Source organism: Shewanella sp. BJSY2023SW007 (genome assembly GCF_047314525.1).
Classification (GTDB): Bacteria; Pseudomonadota; Gammaproteobacteria; order Enterobacterales; family Shewanellaceae; genus Shewanella; species Shewanella chilikensis.
In genome coordinates this window covers 26,513-44,455 of the sequence record NZ_JBKORL010000052.1, presented here as the reverse complement: position 1 = coordinate 44,455, position 17,943 = coordinate 26,513, and the positions used below count along the sequence as shown (strand labels likewise).

The following is a 17,943-nucleotide window of genomic DNA, read 5'->3' as shown; positions in this document are numbered from 1 at the left end:
GCTTTCGACACCGTGTGGGGCGGCAAGGGAGATCCAAGAGGGGATTGCTGTTGATCCCTTCTTGGTCGGGTGTGGGGCGAAGCTCCACGACTTTAAGCCGCTGGCACAGCGGCTATCATGGCTTTAAGCCAACTTTTCACCGACCGTGAACATTCAAGAAATTTCGCTAAATTGTAAGCTGGTGTAGCATGGCCTCATACACAACTTATAGAATTCATAACAATCTCTGAGTTCAGTGCCAAGGCCTGAACTGACCAGGGTAAGAAAGTCTTTTTGCAGGTAAAAAGCAACCAAGCATAGGAATCACTTTGAAAATTAGGACAAGAGAACAGTTGGTCGATTTCGTAGACCAAGGGAATAAGGTCAAGTACATATTCTTCTGGGGACACCAGGAGAAAGGAGAACAAATTTCCAAGAGTTGTTTTAGTCAATGGTATGACGCAAAGTTTGAAGAAGAAGGCAACGTCTTCATTACTGCGGAGCATTACATGATGTATCACAAGGCAAAGCTATTTGGTGATGACATTGCATGTGAAAGAATCCTCCTTGCCACCAACCCTGGCGCAGCCAAAGCTATTGGTCGGGAAGTAGTCGGGTTCAACCAAGAAGTCTGGGATGAGAGACGCTTTGAAATAGTGCTTAATGCAAACTTAGCTAAGTTTGCTCAGCATACTGAACTAAAATCGTTTCTGCTTAATACTGGAAACCGTATCTTAGTCGAGGCTAGTCCTGTAGATAAAGTATGGGGGATAGGGCTCGCTCAAGATCATCCTGAATCTGAAATTCCCAGGAGATGGAAAGGCTTAAATCTGTTAGGGTTTGCACTCATGGAAGTTCGCGATCGGCTCAGAAAAGATCTCTGACAATCAAAAGCCAAAAGAATAACAAGCTTCAAATAGTGAATAAAAATTCATTTATTTTCTCTCCTCCTCTGGGTAGACTGAGCGCCCTCTTATCCAGAACATCATAATAAACATGCAATTAAGTCGTAGGCATTTTATTCAGGCCGGTTTAGCTGGTACTGCACTGGGGCTCAGTGGCTGCAGTAATTTCTCTCTATCTTCCCAAGAGCAGGCCCAAGCTACAGTCTCCAAGGGGCTCCTGGCGCTGAACTTCAATGAAAACCCGCTGGGGATGCCAAGCAGTGCCAGAGAAGCCATTATGCAGCATATGGGCGAAGCGCACCTGTATCCCGACAGTGCCCGTCAGGCCTTGCTCAAGCGCCTGGCAAGCTATCACTGTGTCAGCCAAGAGCAGCTCATTTATGGCAATGGCTCTTCCGAAGTACTCAAGTTCGCCATAGATGCCATGGCCAGCGCTCACTGCCAGTTGGTAATGCCCAAGCCCACCTTTGACATAGTGGCCGACTATGCCAAGGCCAGAGGACTCAAGGTAACTGAAGTGCCACTGACCGCCGAGCTGCAAACCGATATCGCCGCCATGCAAGCCGCCGTGGCCGCGCACTCTGGCCCTTCCATTGTCTATCTGTGTAACCCCAACAACCCAACCGGCCTCTTGCTGCCCAAGGCGCCGGTTGCGCAGTGGCTGGCCAATGCCAGTCCCGAGCTGCAGTTTATTATTGATGAGGCCTACGGCGAGTATGCCGGTAGCGATTTCCAATCCGCGCTGCCGTTCATCCAAAATGGCCAGAAACACACAGTGCTAACCAAGACGTTCTCCAAAGCATGGGGAATGGCGGGACTAAGGGCCGGTTATGCCATTGCCGCTCCGGAAATGATAGCCGCCATGCAGGCCCAGGCGAGTTTTGACAACGCCAACCTGTTTGCTCTCTATGGGGCGGCAGCAGTGTTGGATGACAGCGCCTGGCTGGCGCAGACCCGCAGCAACAACTTAGAAGCCGGTGCCATTATCATTGCCACACTCAAACAACTGGGGCTCGACTATCTGCCGCTCAACGCCAGTTTTATTTTCCACCGCATCAAAGGTAACAATGAAGACTATCGCAAGCGGATGCAGCAGGCCGGCATTCTGGTAGGCCGCACCTTCCCAGGGCTTGAAGGCTGGAACCGCTTGACCTTGGGCACACCAATGCAGATGCAACAAGTTGCCAAAGAGATGCAACGTCTGCGTTTGGAAGGTTTGCTCTAATTTCTCTTTCAAGTGCTGTTTCAAGAGCTGTTTCAAGCACTCTTTCAAGTGCCTTGGCTTTTCGCTAGACTCGGACTTTCGCAGCCTTTTTCAGAAGGATTCTGATATGCAAGTCCAATCCATTCTGGGGGCGTTATTCGCCCTCGGTTTCTCCCTGTCGTTGCAAGCCGCCCCCGGCGAGCTGGTCATCAACAAAAATGCCAAACCCAAATCCTCAAATAGCTATATAGAAGCCGTTCATAAAGAGATCCCTGTAGCGGGAGCCAGTGAGGCCCAGGTTCGTTATGCCATTCTCGAAGGTATGCTCAGCACCAAGGGCTTTGCCTGGGTATACGAGGGCGAAGGTGAGGGCTATATTCTGGCCCGTTTCGACTATCGCGGCGACACCAATGTGATGCGCATTGAATACGACGCCAACTATATTCAGCTTAAATACCACGCCGCCCTGGGGGATTTTGTCTGCAAAAAGCTGATTGATGATATCTGCTACAAGAATGGCCGCGGCTATTACAACTACATCAAGAATCTGCGTCTCTCCATCGCCCAGGAGCTGAAAAAATCATGAAACGAATACTACTGCCGCTACTGCTGAATCTGTTATGGCTGAACCCGGCTTCCGCCGAGACTGAATATCAATTGCAACGCTGGCAAAACCCAGTACCCACAGGTGGTTATGTGCAGGATATCCCCGCCATGTTGCAGCGGGCCGTTACCCGGGATAGCTGGGAACTGGAAACTGCCGCAGATGGCACCTGGCTCGCCCGGCTCAATAACTACAAGGGATACACGGTCGAAGTAGAAGTAGCACGGCAGCAACAGGAACTGCAGCTTAGCCTGCTCTCCAGCCGCTGCGACTGCAAAATGGACCAAGCCAAAATCGACAGTTGGTTAATTCGCCTTAGGCGCAATATCGCCCTCGAACTCACCAAAGCCGCCAGAGATGAGAGTCTGCGACAAAAGCTGAAGGCCAAATATTAAGGGTATTCCCGTGATTGGCAAAGGTGTCGAAATCTTAAGTTAACAAAAACTTGCTAGTCTGTGCGCCGGAACCTTTCATGCCACACAGCACAGGCTCCAAGGTGTGACAGTTGCAGCTTAATATCATTTACCGCTTTCACTCTGCCACACTTATGCTACCTTTCAGCGACGCTATAATAAGTAAAAATATGCAGCCTATCAGGAATAACGACTGCGAAATGGATCCTCGCCTCAGAATACGAGCCGACAGCAAGCTGCCGACTAAACCTAACAAGTGGGGATCTGTTTTATGTTCTTCAATAAATCGTCCAGACATGCGCTGGAACAATGTCAATTGCAGCTATCCAGGCAACTGGCAACAGTACAAGCCATAGAGCAGTCGCTTGCCTGTGTGGTGTTCACACCCGAAGGCACTGTGATAGAAGCCAATCGCCTGTTTGCCGAGTTGTTTGGCCTGGAACAGGAAAAGCTCAAAGGCATGCCTCACAAAAGCTTGTGTCAAACCGATTATGCCGCCTCAACCCAGTACCGCAGGTTTTGGGAGCAGCTCAGGCAGGGGAAAGCCGCTGCAGGGGTGTTTGAACGTCGCCATGCAGATGGCAGCAGCATCTATTTGCAGGCCACCTACTTCCCTGTGTTTGAGCAGGGTAAAGTCACCCGCGTCATGAAAATTGCCGCCGATGTCACCAACAGCCAAATGGAAACCGACACTCAAAAAGCAGTGGCCAACGCCCTGGATAACTCCCAGGCGATTATCGAGTTTGACCCCAAGGGCAATATCATTGAAGCCAATGCCAATTTTCTCAATGTCATGGGCTATACCCGGACCGAACTGAAGGGACAACACCACAAGCTGTTTTGTGACGAAACCTTCTACCGGGAACACCCCCATTTTTGGGAAGAGCTCAACAAGGGCCAATTCAAGTCTGGGCTGTTTAAACGCTTCAATAAGCTGGGACAAACCGTCTGGCTAGAGGCCAGCTATAACCCAATACGCAATGCCGCCGGTAAGGTAATCAAGGTGATTAAGTTTGCCAGTGATATCACCGCCAGGATAGAAAAGTCCCAGGCGATTAAAGAAGCGACCGAAATAGCCCACAGCACGGCGCTGAATACCGGTGCCACAGTCGAGCAAGCCATAGATAGTCTCGACAGGGTAACTGTTACCTCCAACAGCATAACCTATCAGGTGCAGCAGGCCGCAGAGGCGATAACTCAACTCAATGAGCAGTCGCGCCATATTCAGGCAATTGTCTCGACCATCAGCGCCATTGCCGAGCAGACCAATCTGTTGGCGCTCAATGCCGCAATTGAAGCGGCCCGCGCCGGTGAGCAGGGTCGGGGCTTTGCCGTTGTCGCCGATGAAGTCAGGCAACTGGCGGCCCGCACCAGTGAGTCCACCAAGGAGATAGGCTCTGTCGTCAGTCAAAATGGTCAGCTTACAGACAAGGCCACCCGGGAAATGGCGGCGGTGGCCGAGGCGGCCAACCAAGGTAAAATCCAACTGCAGGATGTCGCGGACCTAATGAGCGCAATTCTCGATGGTGCCCGCAATGTGGTTGATACTGTTGCGTCCCTGTCCGATGAACATCAGGGACATTGATCCGAAGGCTTCTCCCGCCCCGCTAAAAAGCCCCCCAGCCAAGGCCGGGGGCTTTCGTCAGATCTTGAGTTTATCCATCTGATCGTTTTGACTATGTCGCAACTGCGCCAGCGTCGGGCACAATGCGCGTGCAGACAAAAAAGTTAACAGCGACAAAATTGCAGCTTGGACAGGCCAAGCCTCAAGCAACTCAAATGAATAAGCCTCTTTTTACTACAGACATAAAAAAAGGGAAGCGCTGGGCTTCCCTATCATCCTTCTGGCTCAACTACGCAGTTGCCGGAAACACTCGGCAATAATCTCCAGCCCCTGCTGTAGATCCCTGTCACTGACGGTCAAAGGCACCAAGAGGCGCAGCACATTGCCATAAGTGCCACAGGAAAGCAGGATAAGACCGCGCTCCCGCGCCAAGGTGAGGACTCGTGCACAATACTCGGGCTTGGGCACACCGTCTTCAACCAGCTCCATGGCCACCATGGCGCCCAGGCCGCGAACATCGGCAATAAAGTCGTACTCCTGCTGCAGCTTGCCAAGCGCTTCTTTAATGACAGTACCCACCTGGTTAGCCCGCGCCAGCAGCTGTTCCTTCTCGAAGGTTTCTATCACCGCCAGGGCGGCAGCGCAGGCAAGCGGATTGCCGCCATAGGTGCCTCCCAAACCGCCGGGGCCTATGGCATCCATCATCTCGGCCCGGCCGGTAATGCCGGAGAGCGGGAAACCACCGGCAATGGACTTGGCAAAAGTCGTGATATCGGCGGCAACACCCATCTGCTCCATGGCAAAGAAGGTGCCGGTACGGCCGGCGCCCGTCTGCACCTCATCGGCAATCAGCACTATCCCTTCCTTGTCACACAGCTTGCGCAGCCGCGCCATAAACTCGGGGGATGCGGCATAGAAGCCGCCCTCGCCCTGCACCGGCTCAAGAATAATGGCGGCAATATCCGCCGGTTCGGCATCATTCTTGAAAATCTGCTCGATGGACTTCATCGCATCGTCGTCACTCACCCCATGCAGCGCGCAGGGATACTGGGCGCGAAACACGTTGGCCTGCATCAGCCCCATGCCCTTACTGTAGGGCGCCACTTTGCCGGTGAGTGCCAGCGTTGCCATGGTGCGGCCATGATAGCCTGAGGTAAAGGCGATGACGCCGCTGCGTTTGGTATAGGCCCTGGCGACCTTAAGAGCATTTTCCACCGCCTCCGAGCCACTGGTAAACAGCGCCGACTTCTTGGCGAAATCCCCGGGGACCAGGGCGTTGAGCTTCTCGCAGACGGCCACATAACTCTCATAGCCCAGCACCATAAAACAGGTATGGGAGAAATCTTCCAACTGGCGGGCAACCGCCTGCTTGACTCTGGGATGCAGGTGCCCGGTATTGAGCACGGCTATGCCACCGGCAAAGTCCAGATATTCGCGGCCCTCGACGTCCCATACCCGGGCATTTTCCGCCCGTTCCACAAACACAGGGTGTATCTGTCCCACACCCGGTGCCACTGCGGCCTGGCGCCGCACCATCAGAGAGTCATTGCTTATCATCCTGCTATCCTCTGTTGTTGTCCCGGCATCGCCGGGACATGGGTTAATCAGACCGAGAGGCAGAGATACTTGATCTCCAGATATTCCTCTATGCCGTATTTAGAGCCTTCCCGTCCCAGCCCCGAGGCCTTGATGCCACCAAAAGGCGCCACTTCGTTGGAGATAAGCCCGGTATTGATCCCCACCATGCCGTATTCCAGCGCCTCGGCGACTTTCCAGACTCTGGAGATATCCCTGGCGTAGAAATAGGCCGCCAAGCCAAACTCGGTATCGTTGGCCATGGCGATCACTTCATCGACACTGTCGAAGCGGAACAGCGGCGCCAGCGGGCCAAAGGTTTCCTCTTTGGCGACCCGCATGCTGCCATTTACCTCGGTCAAAATAGTGGGCTCGAAGAAGTTACCGCCCAGCGCCCGGCCGCCTGTCTTGACTCTGGCGCCTTTGGAGACGGCATCCTCGAGATGAGCCTGCACCTTTTTCACCGCATTCTTGTCGATAAGCGGCCCTGTGGTAATGCCGGACTCTGTGCCAACACCCACCTTGAGCTCGGCCACTTTGGCGGCCAGCTTTTCGCTAAAAGCATCATAAACGGACGACTGCACATAGATGCGGTTGGCGCAGACGCAGGTCTGGCCGGCATTGCGGTATTTGGAGATCATCGCCCCTTCGACCGCAGCATCCAGATCAGCATCATCAAACACGATAAAGGGCGCGTTGCCGCCGAGCTCCAGTGACAGTTTCTTCAGGGTGGCGGCGCATTGCTGCATTAGATGAATGCCCACGCCGGTCGAGCCGGTGAAAGACAGCTTACGCACCACGGCGCTGTCGCAAAGGGTATTGCCTATCGCCTTGGCATCACCGGTAATCACGCTGAAGACGCCGGGAGGAATGCCCGCTTCAATCGCCAGGTAGGCCAGCGCCAGAGCGGTAAAAGGGGTCTGCGGCGCCGGTTTGACTATCATGGTGCAACCGGCCGCCAGTGCAGGACCCGCCTTACGGGTGATCATCGCCGCCGGGAAGTTCCAGGGCGTAATGGCCGCGGTCACGCCCACGGGCTGCTTGATCACCAACAGGCGCTTGTCCTGTTGATGGCCTGGGATCGTATCGCCGTAAACCCGCTTGCCCTCTTCGGCAAACCACTCGATAAAGGAAGCAGCATAGGTGACCTCACCGCGGGCTTCTGCCAGAGGCTTACCCTGCTCTGTGGTCATCAGCAGCGCCAGGTCATCGGCGTGTTGGTTGATAAGCTCGAACCAGCGTTTGAGAATGCTGCTGCGCTCTTTGGCGGTCAACGCCCGCCAGGCCGGAAGAGCCCGCTCGGCGGCATCTATGGCTCTGTGGGTTTCAAATGCGCCCATCTCGGGCACACTGCCGATACGCTCGCCGGTGGCCGGGTTGAAAATATTGACCTTCTTGCCTGAGTCTGCGTCCAGCCACTGGCCATCGATATAGGCTTGTTCACGCAGCAGCTCACTCTGATTAAGTTTCATTGCGACTCCTTTAAATGGGCGCCAAGCGCCCTTGTACGGATAGGCATCAAATACCCAGTTTGTCCCTCAGGCTGTAATACCAGGCGCCGAGCGCAGAAAAGGGGACTCGCAGGGCATGTCCGCCGGGAAATGGATAATGGGGCAGGCTGGCAAAAGCATCGAAACGCTCCGCCTGTCCGGTCAGCACCTCGGCAATCAACTTGCCCGCCAGGTGGGTATAAGTCACCCCATGACCACTGCAGCCCTGGGAGTAATAGATGTTGCTGCCAATCCTGCCGACCTGAGGCAAACGGGAGAGTGTCAGCAGAAAGTTGCCTGTCCAGGTATAGTCGATACGGACCCCTTTCAATTGGGGGAAGGTCTTGATCAGCTTGGGCAGGATAATCGCTTTGATATTCTCCGGATCTCGGGCGCCGTACACTACACCGCCACCATAGATCAGGCGTTTGTCGGCCGACAGGCGGAAATAATCCAGCAGATAGTTACAGTCCTCGACGCAGTAGTCCTGCGGCAACAGACTGTGGGCCAACTCTTCACCCAAGGGTTCTGTCGTGATTACCTGGGTACCGCAAGGCATGGATTTGGCAGCAAGTTGGGGCAGCAGTTTGCCAAGATAGGCATTTCCTGCCACCACCACAAACCTGGCCTTAACCTGGCCATTGGCGGTATGTACTATAGGGTACTCCCCTTCGTCGATACGTACTACGGCCGAATCCTCAAAAATTTTTCCACCGAGAGATTCCACCGCCCTCGCCTCACCCAGCGCCAGGTTCAGCGGATGGATATGGCCACCACTCTTGTCCAGCAAGCCGCCGATATAACGGTCTGTATTGACCACCTGGCGAATGCCGGCATCATCCAACAGCTGCAGCTGTTCTGTGTGGCCATATCGCTCCCAGAGGGCTTTTTGCTGCTGCAGATGCCCCATCTGTTTGCGGTTGATGGCGGCAAATACTCCGCCGTTTTTGAGGTCACAATCGATCTGGTATTTTTCGATGCGTTCGCGGATGATGCGGCCGCCCTCGAAGGCCATTTCGCCAAAGAGCTTGGCCTGCGCCTTACCGACAGTGCTCTCTATCACATCGAGATCGCGGCTGTAGCTGTTGACTATCTGGCCACCGTTGCGGCCAGAGGCGCCCCAACCCACTCTGGCCGCTTCCAATACCACCACCTTGAAACCGGCCTCCAACAGGTGCAGCGCCGAGCTGAGCCCGGTATAACCGGCTCCTATCACACAGACATCGGTTTCCAGCACCTCGCTTAAGCTGTTGCGTTCACGGGTGTCATTGGCCGAATCGGCATAATAAGAGGAGGTGTGGGCAGTGGCAGTCATGGTTAATCCAGCCTTTTATGTTTGTTATTTTTAACACTTGCATCATCCTACACAGTTAAATCGACTAAAACCAGTAGAAAACGCATTATAAAACACACTTTGTTCAAAATTTAAAACACATAAGAAAAATAGCGGCGGTGGCTGTCACAGCCAACCGCCTAATTGTTATTCCTCTGTTTGTCTGCTGCGGCGTTCGGCGCGGCGCGCCAGATACCAGGACAGGAAAGCGATCAGGGATACCACCAGAATGATCAGTGTCGCCAGGGCGTTGATCTTGGGGGACACCCCGAGCCGCACCGAGGAGAACACCACCATAGGCAGTGTGGTGGCGCCAGGTCCCGAGGCGAAGCTGGCAATCACCAGATCGTCCAGCGACAGGCTGAACGACAACAGCCAGCCCGCCATCAGCGCCGGGGCTATCATGGGCACAGTTATCAGGAAGAAGGTCTTCAGCGGTGTCGCCCCCAGATCCATCGCCGCCTCTTCAATAGAGAGATCCAACTCTCTGAGGCGCGATGACACCACCACGGCCACATAGGCGGCGCAGAAGGTTGAATGGGCAATCCAGACTGTCATCCTGCCCCGCTCAGCCGGCCAACCGAGCAGATCCGACATATGCACAAACAGCAGCATCAGCGACAGACCCGTGATCACCTCGGGCATAACCAAGGGCGCCGTAATCATGTTCGACAGCGTCAGCTTGGCCCAGGAGCGACGAAAACGTGTCATCACAAAGGCCGCCATAGTGCCTATGATCACCGCCATGGTAGAGCTGTAAAAGGCGATTTGCAGACTGGTCCAGACCGCATCCAGTATCTGCTGATCGGCAAACAGCTCGGCGTACCACTTGGCGGAAAAGCCGCCCCAGACAGTTACCAGTTTGGAGGCGTTGAAAGAGTAGAAAATCAGAATAAACATGGGGGCATACAGAAACACCAGCCCAATCCATAACATCAGGGTCGAGAAACTCAGCTTCTTCATATCTCTTTCTCCAGACTGCGGCTCTGATAGCGATGGAACAGGGTGATGGGCACAATCAGCAGCACCAGCATCACTATCGCCAGCGACGAAGCCACCGGCCAGTCACGGTTGTTGAAGAACTCCTGCCACAGCACCTTACCTATCATCAGCGAGTCCGGCCCGCCGAGCAGTTCGGGGATCACAAACTCCCCCACGGCCGGAATAAAAACCAGCATGGAACCGGCAATGACGCCGCTCTTGGACAGGGGCAGCGTCACTTTCCAGAAGGTATTGAGACTGCGGGAGCCGAGATCCGCCGCGGCTTCCAAGAGGCTGACATCCAGCTTCACCAAGGTGGCGTACAGCGGCAGTATCATAAAGGGCAGATACGCATAGATGATGCCGATATACACCGCCAGATTGGTATTGAGCATCTGCAGCGGCTCATCAACAATCCCGAGCCCCAGCAGCAGGTTATTGATAAGCCCTGTATTGCTCAAAATCCCCATCCAGGCGTAGACCCGAATAAGAAATGAGGTCCAGGAGGGCAACATCACCAACAATAGCAGCACTGTCTGCAACCTGGCCGGCGCCCGGGCGATGGCATAGGCCATGGGATACCCCAGCAGCAGACAGCCTAGGGTGGAAACCAGCGCCATCTTGAGCGAGTTGAGATAGGCCGAGTAATACATGGAGTCGCTGAGCAGCAACAGATAGTTACTCAGGTTGATAAATACCTGCAGCACTTCGTCGGCATACTGAAAACTTGGCTCGTAGGGCGGAATGGCAATCGCCGCGGTGGAAAAGCTTATCTTCAATACTATGGCGAACGGCAGCGCGAAAAACAGCAGCAACCACAGATAGGGAAAGCCTATTGTCAGGTGGCGGCCTTTGAATCCTAACTTGAGCTTCTTCATGATCTTAACACCACGCCACTGGTGTCCTCCCAACTGATATAGACTTCATCATCCCAGGTGGGGTGATCGGCGCGGCGTTCACGGTTGGTCATGCTGCACTGGACTATCTGACCATTGCCAAGGCGAATGTAATACACTGAGAAGCCACCGAGATAGGCGATATCGTGAACTATGCCCTTGGCCCAGTTGTATTGCTCCTCGGGCTGCTCGCGGCTTATCAGGGTTTTTTCCGGCCTGACCGCCAACCAGACATGCTTGTCCTCGACGCTGGTAGACACCCCATAACCCACGTAAAACGCCTGGTTCAGGCTCTCGGACTGAATGATCACATAGTCCACCTCATCGGCGGTGATCTCCCCCTCAAACAGATTCACTGTGCCGATAAACTCGGCAATCATCCTACTGTTGGGGCTTTCATAGATATCCATAGGCGAACCGGTCTGGGCTATCCAGCCATCGCTCATGATGGCAATCCGCTCGGCCATGGTCATGGCTTCTTCCTGATCATGGGTGACCATGACGCAGGTCACCCCCACCCGCTCGAGAATTTCCACCACTTCGAGTTGCATCTGGGTCCGCAGTTTTTTATCCAGCGCCCCCATGGGCTCGTCCAGCAGCAGGAGTTTCGGCCGCTTGGCCAAAGAACGGGCCAACGCCACCCGCTGGCGCTGACCGCCGGAGAGTTGATGCGGCTTGCGGTGGGCATATTTTTCCATATGCACCAGCTTGAGCATCTCCTGCACCCGCTGCTCGATTTCAGCCTTGGGTAACTTGTCCTGCTTGAGGCCGAAGGCGATATTCTGTGCCACCGTCATATGGGGAAACAGGGCGTAGGATTGGAACATCATATTGATGGGGCGTTCATAGGGCGGCAGATGGGTAATGTCCTGACCATCGAGAAAAATGCGTCCTTCGGTAGGCTTTTCAAAACCGGCCAACATTCTCAAAAGAGTCGACTTACCTGAGCCTGAGCCGCCGAGCAAGGCAAAGATCTCGCCCTTGTTGATGGTCAGCGACACATCATCCACGGCGCGAACATCGTCAAAGAGCTTGCTGACCCGCTCGATTTTGAGCAGCACTTCATCCTGGGTTTTATTATTGGGTTTGACAGGAATGCCCGAGGTGATTGCCATAATACTTCTCCGCAAAATACCAAATGGACGGCTCAGCGGCCGCCGCTGGTGGAACGAGTAAAGTTTGCCTGTACTACGCAATCAGACAATGAAGGGGCACCTGGCCCCTGAGTTATTGTTATTGGCCGGATTTAACCTTGGTCCAAACCCGGGTCAGGGCCCGCTGGGCCTTGAGTGGACGAATTTCCCCCACATACAGGTTGTCCAGAGTTGCCTGTGGTGGATAGATGCCGGGATCGTTACGGATAGACTCATCCACCAGTTTCTGCGCCGGTACATTGGGGTTGGCGTAGGAAACATAGTTGGAGATGGGGGCTATCACTTCCGGCCTGAGCAGGTAGTTGATAAAAGTCAGCGCATTATCGACATTGCCGGCGTCGGCAGGGATAGCCAACATATCAAACCAGAGGTTGGCGCCTTCCTTGGGAATGGTATAGGCGATCTTGTTGCCGTTACCTGCCTCATCGGCGCGGGTCGCCGCCTGGAGGATATCGCCGGAGAAACCGAAGGCGACACAGATATCACCATTGGCCAGATCCGAGATATAGCGCGATGAATGGAAATAAGTGATATAAGGCCGTATCTTGGCCAGCACTTCACCGGCCTTTTCAAAGTCGGCCGCCTTGGTACTGTTGGGATCCAATCCCAGATAGATCAGCGCCTGCGGCACCATATCATCGGCCGAGTCCAGCATGGACATGCCGCAGGATGACAGCTTCTGGGCATACTTGGGGTTGAACATCAGTTCGAGCGAATCAGTGGGAGCATCCTCTCCCAGCAGCTCTTTGACCTTGGCGACGTTATAGCCTATACCGTTGGTGCCCCAAAGGTAAGGCACGGCATACTGGTTGCCCGGATCGGCCTTCTCCAGCTGTTTCATCAACTGGGGATCCAGATTCTGATAGTTGCTCAGCTTGCTTTTATCCAGAGGCTTAAAGGCCCCGGCCTTGATCTGCTTGGCAAGAAAGTTGTTCGAAGGTACGACAATGTCATAACCGGAGCGGCCGGAAAGCAGTTTGGCTTCAACCACTTCGTTGCTGTCAAACACGTCATAGATCACCCGGATCCCGGTTTCCTTCTGGAAGTTGGCCAGGGTATCTTCGGCGATATAGTCACTCCAGTTATACACCCGGACAACTTCTTCGGCCTGGGCCGTGGCAGCGGCCGCAAGGCCTCCCAACAGTGCCACAGACGTTACTTTGGTCAATAGCTTCATGCTCTCTCCTTTTACGGGTAGCAGCGGTTGTAACCCGCCTTCAATTGTTAACTTATTGTCATTGTTATTAGTGTCACCAATGCTACTCCCTAAAACCCGCATCGGCGCCTTGGCAGCAAGGTATATCATGCCCTTACCGCCAATGGCAGGCAATCTTAACCGTTCGATTTTTGTACGCTTGCGTAGGTCATATCGAGCGCTTGTTTCGCCTTTGTTACCAATTCATCGATTTGAGCCTGGGTTATCACCAGGGGTGGCGCGATGATCATAGTGTCTCCCACCGCCCGCATCACCAAGCCACTGGCAATGGAATGCTCCCGGCACTGAGTGCCTACCCCAAGCTCGGCAGCAAAGCGCTGATGACTCGCCTTATCGGCAACCAGTTCCAGCGCGGCCACCATGCCAACGCCGCGCACCTCACCCACCAGCGGATGCTGGGCCAAGACTTGCCGCAGCCGCTGCTGCAGATAAGGCGCGGTTTCCTCGGCCACTTTGGCGACTATGTTTTCCTGCTTCATCAGGCGTAAGTTTTCCAGTGCCACCGCGGCACTGAGTGGATGGCCCGAATAAGTGTAGCCGTGGGCAAATTCACCGCCCTTATCCAGCGTATCGGCGACTTTATCCGACACTATCACTCCGCCCATGGGGGCGTAGCCCGAAGTCATCCCCTTGGCTATGGTGATAAGATCCGGCTCAAGATCGTAATACTCGGCGGCAAAGTAACAGCCGGTGCGGCCAAAGCCGGTGATCACTTCATCGAGGATGAACAATATGTCGTACTTGGCGAGGATCTTTTTGATCTCCGGCCAATAGCTGTCCGGCGGGACTATCACGCCGCCGGCGCCCTGAATAGGCTCGGCAATAAAGGCCGCTACCTTGTCTTCACCCAGCTCGAGGATCTTACTTTCAAGCTCGCGGGCGCAGCGAATGCCAAACTCTTCGGCAGACTGTCCCTGGCCCTCGCCATACCAGTAAGGTTGGGCAATGTGGACTATGCCGGGAATGGGCAGATCGCCCTGGGCATGCATACCACTCATACCACCAAGACTGGCACCGGCAACTGTGGAACCGTGATAGGCATTGTGGCGCGAGATAATGGTTTTCTTCTCCGGCTTGCCCTGGATGTCCCAGTAATGACGCACCAGGCGTAAGTTGGTGTCATTGGCCTCTGAGCCAGAGCCGGTGAAGAACACCTTGTTCATATGAGGTGGTGCCAGCGCGGCTATCTCGGCGGCCAGTTCAATCGCCGGCGGGTGGCTGCACTGAAAGAAGCTGTTGTAGTAAGGCAGTTCCAGCAACTGATGTGCCGCCACATCGGCGATGGAACGCAGGCCATAGCCCATGTTGACGCACCAGAGTCCGGCCATGCCATCGAGAATTTGATTGCCCTGTGAATCCCAGATATAGACGCCATCGGCGCGGGTAATCACCCGCCCGCCAGCCTGTTTCAACGCCTTGGGATCGGTAAAGGGATGCAAGTGGTGGGCATGGTCCTTGGCCTGCCAGCTTTGGGTCTGTTGTGATTTCATCTCTCCCTCCTTAGACAGTCAGCAGCAGGAATTCCCGCTCCCAGGAACTCACCACCCGGCGGAAATTCTCAAGCTCGGCGCGCTTGACCGCAACAAAACCTGTGGTGAAGTCTTCCCCCAGATATTTACGGCAATATTGGCTCTCTTCCATCATGGCCATCGCCTCTTCCAGCGTCTGCGGCAAAGAGATCCCCGAGCGGTCTTCGTTGGCCCGGCCCTGCACCGGCGTCGAAGGTTTCACGTCTTCAACTATTCCCAAATAGCCGCACAACAAACTGGCGGCAATGGCCAGATAGGCGTTGGCATCGGCCCCCGGGATACGGTTTTCAATGCGGCGATTTTGCGGTGAAGACTCAGGGATCCTCAGGCCACAGGTGCGATTCTCCTCGCCCCACTCCAGATTGACCGGCGCCGAGGTGCCCGGCAGGAAGCGGCGGAATGAGTTGACGTTGGGCGCCATCAACGGCAAAAATTCCGGCATAAAGCGCTGCAGCCCGCCGATATAACTGAGAAAGTTCTGGCTCATGGTGCCATCTTCGCGGGTGAAGATATTCTTGCCAGTTTCCTTGTCGATAACGCTCTGATGCAGGTGCATGGCGCTGCCAGGCTCATTGGTCACAGGCTTGGCCATAAAGGTGGCGCAGACGCCGTGCTTGAGGGCGGCCTCTCTCAGGGTGCGTTTGAACACAAACACCTGATCCGCCAGCGCCAGTGGATTGCCGTGGCTGAAGTTGATCTCCATCTGCGCCGTGCCTTCCTCGTGGATCAGGGTATCGATATCCAGCTCCTGCGCCTCACACCAGTCGTACATATCCTCAAACAGGGGGTCATACTCATTGGCGGCATCGATGGAGAAGGACTGACGTCCGGATTCGGCGCGGCCTGAGCGGCCAACCGGGGGCTTGAGTGGCAGATCGGGATCGTCACTGCGACTGGTGAGATAAAACTCCATCTCGGGGGCAATCACCGGCTCCCAGCCCTTATCTTCATAGAGCTTGAGCACTTTTTTCAATACGTTGCGCGGCGACAGCTCCAGCGGGTTGCCCATCTTGTCATAGGTATCGTGGATCACCTGAGCCGTGGCCTCCAGGGTCCAGGGCAACATAAAGACCGCGTTTTCATCGGGCACGCAGACAAAGTCGATATCGGCGCTGTTGAGCAGGCCATAGTAGGCCTCATCATCGACATAATCGCCGGTCACGGTTTGCAGCAACACACTCTCGGGCAGCCGCATGCCCTTTTCATCGATAAACTTGTCTACCGGGGCAATTTTGCCGCGGGCGATACCTGTCATATCGCAGATAACACATTCAACTTCGGTTATTTTTTGTTCTTTTAAGAAGGCTTCAAGCTTATTCATATTATTTATTCCGCTGTTGCGCCCTAAGACTGCAAGCCTCCCCAAAGGCCTTAAAAATTGCGCTGTAGAAGGGGTTATTTCTGACCTGCCATTCCGGATGCCACTGCACTCCCAAGGCGAATGCCTTGGCGTCGGTGACAGAGAAGGCTTCAATCAGACCATCTGGAGCATGCGCTTCAGGCCGCAACCCCTGACCCAGGCGCTCCACGCCCTGAGTATGGACGGAATTAACCATCGCATGGCTACGGCCCCAGGCGTCGAAAAGCATCCCTCCAGGTTCTATGCTGACCTCGTGGGACAAGCCATACTGCACCTCCAGCGGCGCGCTCTTGTCTTCTCTGTGTTCAATAAAACCACCCACTTCATAGAGCTTCTGGTGCAAACTGCCGCCGTAAGCCACATTCATTTCCTGAAAGCCGCGGCAGATCCCGAGTACCGGCACTCCGGCCTCTATGGCAGCGCGAATTAAAGGCAAGGTAGTGTCATCCCGCTTGGGATCATGGTGGGTGCCCGGTTCGCTGGCCGGGCCTTGGTAGTGATGAGGTTCAACATTGGAGGGGGAGCCGGTAAACAATATGCCGTCCAGGCGTTCGAGCAGTTGTGCTATCGGGGTATCGGCCCCCAATGCCGGGATCACCAGGGGCCAGGCTCCGGCACCCTCGACCACGCCCAAGAGGTATTTCTCGCCAACAATATTGAAAGGATGCAGCCCCAACTGCTCATTGCATGCGGTTACACCCACCAACGCCATTGCTGCCTGTGCCATATCTCACCCCAAAACACTCAAATCCAGGTCTCAGTTTTGAACATTCACTAAAGCAAATGTTCATTTTTTCACACACTACACGGATTTTTTCGCACAGGCAAGAGGTTAATATCCTGTTAAACACAACCTCAAGCTAAAATTATTTAAGCTTTTATTTTTAAATGAATATTTAAAAATTCCTTGTGTTTGAGATAGGTGTAAACAAGCTTGAACAAGGCAAAAAATTGGCTTTGCATCACACTGGTTCAGCGAGCACCAATTCGGTGCACACGGGGTTATACGGTCGATATTATTTACACTTACAGGCAAATATGCTGCCCGAAGTGAATTTACGGGCAGCAAATCGCAATCAGCAGAGGAAATGGAAGATCAAAAGTTGGCAGGAGTGGTGGCACTGACCAGATGACAGGGTTCATCGAAAGGATTGCGGAACCTGTGTGGTTGTTCGCTATTGAAATAGTAGCTGTCACCGGCCTCCAGAATAAACACCTCTTCACCGACCGTCAGTTCAAAGCGACCGGTGATCACCAGCGCCGCTTCTTCCCCTTCGTGGCGCAGCATCTCTTCACCCGTATCGGCTCCCGGGGGATAAGTCTCCGACATCACAGACATGGCACGGTTGGGATAATCCCGACCAATAAGCTTGAACTCCAGCGGCCCAGTGCCTATGTCCAAAAGCTCATTGGAGCGATACACCACTTTTTGCTCGGTAGTGCCGTTTTCACCTATGGAGAAAAACTCCACCAGCGACATGGGGATCCCCGAAAGCACTTTCTTGAGTGAACTGACTGAAGGGCTGACACTGTTTTTCTCTATCATAGAGATGGTGCTGTTGGTCACCCCGGCGCGTTTAGCCAGCTCACGCTGGGACAGGCCTTTCATTTTTCTAACAGCCTTGAGGCTGGCACCTATATCCAAATCGCAAATCCCCCAAAAATCTCTTATCAGGCGGTTACAGGACACGGTCGGCAGCGGCTTCTGCACAAGGGCAACCAGGGTCCCGGTGAAATTGT

The 17,943-nt window shown here is 54.3% G+C and carries 16 protein-coding genes; 5 read left to right on the top strand and 11 right to left on the bottom strand.

The features are described from left to right. Positions 1 to 308: 308 nt before the first annotated feature. The 5 genes from ACMHXE_RS08555 (at position 309) to ACMHXE_RS08535 (ending at position 4,690) form a co-directional block, all read left to right on the top strand. A complete protein-coding gene (locus tag ACMHXE_RS08555) occupies positions 309 to 863 on the top strand; it encodes an NADAR family protein (RefSeq protein ID WP_181316380.1) in 555 nt (184 codons plus the stop codon). A gap of 112 nt (positions 864 to 975) precedes the next feature. Then, positions 976 to 2,109, top strand: a complete 1,134-nt coding sequence (locus ACMHXE_RS08550) for a pyridoxal phosphate-dependent aminotransferase (RefSeq protein ID WP_413731990.1) — start codon at positions 976 to 978, stop codon at positions 2,107 to 2,109. A gap of 106 nt (positions 2,110 to 2,215) precedes the next feature. Continuing rightward, positions 2,216 to 2,674, top strand: coding sequence for a hypothetical protein (locus ACMHXE_RS08545; protein ID WP_025012151.1), 459 nt, complete (start codon positions 2,216 to 2,218; stop codon positions 2,672 to 2,674). Further along, complete coding sequence (locus tag ACMHXE_RS08540; RefSeq protein WP_413731989.1) at positions 2,671 to 3,087, top strand: hypothetical protein; 417 nt, start codon at positions 2,671 to 2,673, stop codon at positions 3,085 to 3,087. The genes ACMHXE_RS08545 and ACMHXE_RS08540 overlap by 4 nt, the downstream gene beginning before the upstream one ends. Positions 3,088 to 3,376: 289 nt before the next feature. After that, the gene (locus ACMHXE_RS08535; RefSeq protein WP_101095939.1) at positions 3,377 to 4,690 is read left to right on the top strand and encodes a methyl-accepting chemotaxis protein; all 1,314 of its coding nucleotides are present in this window, start codon (positions 3,377 to 3,379) and stop codon (positions 4,688 to 4,690) included. 264 nt (positions 4,691 to 4,954) lie between these two features. Here ACMHXE_RS08535 and gabT read toward each other — a convergent pair whose 3' ends face one another. From gabT to ACMHXE_RS08480, 11 genes are all read right to left on the bottom strand, one after another. Continuing rightward, complete coding sequence (gene gabT, locus ACMHXE_RS08530) at positions 4,955 to 6,226, bottom strand: 4-aminobutyrate--2-oxoglutarate transaminase (RefSeq protein WP_025887874.1); 1,272 nt, start codon at positions 6,224 to 6,226, stop codon at positions 4,955 to 4,957. Between the two features lie 47 nt (positions 6,227 to 6,273). Next, a complete protein-coding gene (gabD, locus tag ACMHXE_RS08525; RefSeq protein ID WP_101058981.1) occupies positions 6,274 to 7,716 on the bottom strand; it encodes an NADP-dependent succinate-semialdehyde dehydrogenase in 1,443 nt (480 codons plus the stop codon). 46 nt (positions 7,717 to 7,762) lie between these two features. Then, positions 7,763 to 9,049, bottom strand: coding sequence for an NAD(P)/FAD-dependent oxidoreductase (locus ACMHXE_RS08520; protein WP_101095940.1), 1,287 nt, complete (start codon positions 9,047 to 9,049; stop codon positions 7,763 to 7,765). Between the two features lie 165 nt (positions 9,050 to 9,214). Then, positions 9,215 to 10,030 carry an ABC transporter permease subunit gene (locus ACMHXE_RS08515; RefSeq protein WP_025009896.1) on the bottom strand — a complete coding sequence of 272 codons (816 nt, stop codon included), beginning with the start codon at positions 10,028 to 10,030 and terminating at the stop codon, positions 9,215 to 9,217. Then, the gene (locus tag ACMHXE_RS08510; RefSeq protein WP_037436682.1) at positions 10,027 to 10,926 is read right to left on the bottom strand and encodes an ABC transporter permease subunit; all 900 of its coding nucleotides are present in this window, start codon (positions 10,924 to 10,926) and stop codon (positions 10,027 to 10,029) included. Before ACMHXE_RS08510 ends, ACMHXE_RS08515 begins: the two co-directional genes overlap by 4 nt. Continuing rightward, positions 10,923 to 12,059 carry a polyamine ABC transporter ATP-binding protein gene (potA, locus tag ACMHXE_RS08505; protein ID WP_413731985.1) on the bottom strand — a complete coding sequence of 379 codons (1,137 nt, stop codon included), beginning with the start codon at positions 12,057 to 12,059 and terminating at the stop codon, positions 10,923 to 10,925. The genes ACMHXE_RS08510 and potA overlap by 4 nt, the downstream gene beginning before the upstream one ends. A 118-nt stretch (positions 12,060 to 12,177) precedes the next feature. Next, positions 12,178 to 13,275, bottom strand: a complete 1,098-nt coding sequence (locus ACMHXE_RS08500; protein WP_071238079.1) for a polyamine ABC transporter substrate-binding protein — start codon at positions 13,273 to 13,275, stop codon at positions 12,178 to 12,180. 155 nt (positions 13,276 to 13,430) lie between these two features. Beyond that, the gene (locus ACMHXE_RS08495; RefSeq protein ID WP_286996396.1) at positions 13,431 to 14,804 is read right to left on the bottom strand and encodes an aspartate aminotransferase family protein; all 1,374 of its coding nucleotides are present in this window, start codon (positions 14,802 to 14,804) and stop codon (positions 13,431 to 13,433) included. Positions 14,805 to 14,814: 10 nt separating this feature from the next. Continuing rightward, positions 14,815 to 16,164 (bottom strand): glutamine synthetase family protein, encoded by a 1,350-nt coding sequence (locus ACMHXE_RS08490; protein WP_028780689.1) that lies wholly within the window; start codon positions 16,162 to 16,164, stop codon positions 14,815 to 14,817. 1 nt (position 16,165) lies between these two features. After that, positions 16,166 to 16,930: a gamma-glutamyl-gamma-aminobutyrate hydrolase family protein gene (locus ACMHXE_RS08485; RefSeq protein ID WP_028780690.1), complete on the bottom strand. Its 765-nt coding sequence runs from the start codon at positions 16,928 to 16,930 to the stop codon at positions 16,166 to 16,168. A gap of 369 nt (positions 16,931 to 17,299) precedes the next feature. Continuing rightward, the gene (locus ACMHXE_RS08480; RefSeq protein WP_028780691.1) at positions 17,300 to 17,848 is read right to left on the bottom strand and encodes a cupin domain-containing protein; all 549 of its coding nucleotides are present in this window, start codon (positions 17,846 to 17,848) and stop codon (positions 17,300 to 17,302) included. Positions 17,849 to 17,943: the final 95 nt, after the last annotated feature.

What these genes read in the sequence shown, in the direction of transcription:
- ACMHXE_RS08515 (WP_025009896.1), bottom strand. Translation starts at nt 10,030, where the DNA reads ATGAAGAAGCTGAGTTTCTCGACCCTGATGTTATGGATTGGGCTGGTG.
- gabT (WP_025887874.1), bottom strand. Translation starts at nt 6,226, where the DNA reads ATGATAAGCAATGACTCTCTGATGGTGCGGCGCCAGGCCGCAGTGGCA.
- ACMHXE_RS08545 (WP_025012151.1), top strand. Translation starts at nt 2,216, where the DNA reads ATGCAAGTCCAATCCATTCTGGGGGCGTTATTCGCCCTCGGTTTCTCC.
- ACMHXE_RS08520 (WP_101095940.1), bottom strand. Translation starts at nt 9,049, where the DNA reads ATGACTGCCACTGCCCACACCTCCTCTTATTATGCCGATTCGGCCAAT.
- ACMHXE_RS08510 (WP_037436682.1), bottom strand. Translation starts at nt 10,926, where the DNA reads ATGAAGAAGCTCAAGTTAGGATTCAAAGGCCGCCACCTGACAATAGGC.
- ACMHXE_RS08535 (WP_101095939.1), top strand. Translation starts at nt 3,377, where the DNA reads ATGTTCTTCAATAAATCGTCCAGACATGCGCTGGAACAATGTCAATTG.
- potA (WP_413731985.1), bottom strand. Translation starts at nt 12,059, where the DNA reads ATGGCAATCACCTCGGGCATTCCTGTCAAACCCAATAATAAAACCCAG.
- ACMHXE_RS08495 (WP_286996396.1), bottom strand. Translation starts at nt 14,804, where the DNA reads ATGAAATCACAACAGACCCAAAGCTGGCAGGCCAAGGACCATGCCCAC.
- gabD (WP_101058981.1), bottom strand. Translation starts at nt 7,716, where the DNA reads ATGAAACTTAATCAGAGTGAGCTGCTGCGTGAACAAGCCTATATCGAT.
- ACMHXE_RS08540 (WP_413731989.1), top strand. Translation starts at nt 2,671, where the DNA reads ATGAAACGAATACTACTGCCGCTACTGCTGAATCTGTTATGGCTGAAC.
- ACMHXE_RS08485 (WP_028780690.1), bottom strand. Translation starts at nt 16,930, where the DNA reads ATGGCACAGGCAGCAATGGCGTTGGTGGGTGTAACCGCATGCAATGAG.
- ACMHXE_RS08550 (WP_413731990.1), top strand. Translation starts at nt 976, where the DNA reads ATGCAATTAAGTCGTAGGCATTTTATTCAGGCCGGTTTAGCTGGTACT.
- ACMHXE_RS08500 (WP_071238079.1), bottom strand. Translation starts at nt 13,275, where the DNA reads ATGAAGCTATTGACCAAAGTAACGTCTGTGGCACTGTTGGGAGGCCTT.
- ACMHXE_RS08490 (WP_028780689.1), bottom strand. Translation starts at nt 16,164, where the DNA reads ATGAATAAGCTTGAAGCCTTCTTAAAAGAACAAAAAATAACCGAAGTT.